Origin of the sequence: Bacillus sp. JJ1562 (assembly GCF_036962705.1) — a bacterium.
GTDB lineage: Bacteria > Bacillota > Bacilli > Bacillales > Bacillaceae_L > Ferdinandcohnia.
On the sequence record NZ_JBALOQ010000062.1, the window covers coordinates 1 to 1,385 of the forward strand.

The 1,385-nt window shown below is 30.1% G+C and carries 2 protein-coding genes; both read left to right on the forward strand.

The window, feature by feature from the left end; all coding sequences use genetic code 11:
* Window positions 1-182 precede the first annotated feature (182 nt).
* Window positions 183-1,169: an alpha/beta fold hydrolase gene (locus tag V7097_RS24710; RefSeq protein ID WP_335706296.1), complete on the forward strand. Its 987-nt coding sequence runs from the start codon at window positions 183-185 to the stop codon at window positions 1,167-1,169.
* Window positions 1,170-1,189: 20 nt separating this feature from the next.
* On the forward strand, window positions 1,190-1,385 hold a 196-nt coding region (locus V7097_RS24715), incomplete at its 3' end, for a response regulator (protein ID WP_335706297.1).

Genomic DNA, 1,385 nt, shown 5'->3' on the forward strand with positions numbered 1-1,385 from the left:
AGGTTCTCTTCTACTCGACTAGTGTAAGAATGGTCTCTGATTATTAATCATGAAATCAATCCATTTTCATGCAAGAGAAATTATTAACAAACAAAATACAGAAAAAATTTAATTACTATAAAATTAATAGGAAATTTATTTTTATATCCTATCCTTTTAATATAAATTGAAAGGAGAAGGATATGAAAAAATTATTTAAAGTATTAAAGCGACTTTTTTTGGGGTTTATTGTTTTTATATTACTTGTTTCCGTATCAGTTTTTGGATATCATCGTTATCAATTAAATAAAGAATTAGTAACAATGAACAGTAAGGGGACATTAGTTGAGTTTCAGAATAAAAAAATAAATGTATATAATGAGGGTATTGGTGAGAATACATTTGTATTCATGTCTGGATCAGGGATTGCTGCACCTGTTTATGAAATGAAAGGTCTATATAGCAAATTTTCAAAAGATAATAAGATTGCAGTTGTTGAAAGAGCTGGGTATGGATATAGTGATGTTTTTGACGATAATAGAGATATAGATACGATACTCGAACAAACTAGAAACGCTATTATTCAAAGTGGAAATAAACCTCCGTATATTTTAGTGCCACACTCTCTATCTGGGATAGAAGCTATTTACTGGGCACAAAAATACCCAAATGAAGTGAAGGCGATTATTGCCTTAGATATCGGTTTACCAGAGCAGTACGTAAACTATAAAATGGGGTTCCTTGATTCATTAACAATAAGAGGAATGAACCTTTTAACGAAAATGGGGTTTCATCGACTAGCTCCTTCTATTACGTATAATCCTGAAGTGATAGAGCAAACCTTCTTAACGGAACATGAAAAGGAAATGTATAAAGCAATATCGTATAATCAATTTTTTAATGATGATATGGAGCAAGAGCTTATACAGTCTTATAATAATAGTAAAAAATCAGTTAACCTACCGATACCAAAAGAAACGCCTATCTTATTTGTGGATGCGTATCTAGACAAAAATTCGAAATATGCAAAGCAAAATTATAAAGACTATAAGGAATTTGCAGAACAGCTCTTTATTTCAGATGTCATACAAATTAAGAGTACACATAGTATTTATTTATATTTTCCTGATGAGATATACAATCTTACTATGGATTTTATCAATAATAACAACGAGTTAAAAATGAACTGATCAAATGGAAGGTCTATGTAATGAATGGATATAATATTTTAATTATTGAAGATGATTTAATTATTGGGGATATGTTACAAAAGATTCTACTGAGAGAACAGTATAACGTATGTTGGAAGACAGAAGGAAAAGGCATTCTTGATATGATTGGTAAGATAGATTTAGTCATAATGGATGTCATGTTGCCAGGAGAAGACGGCTTTCAAATCTCAAAGA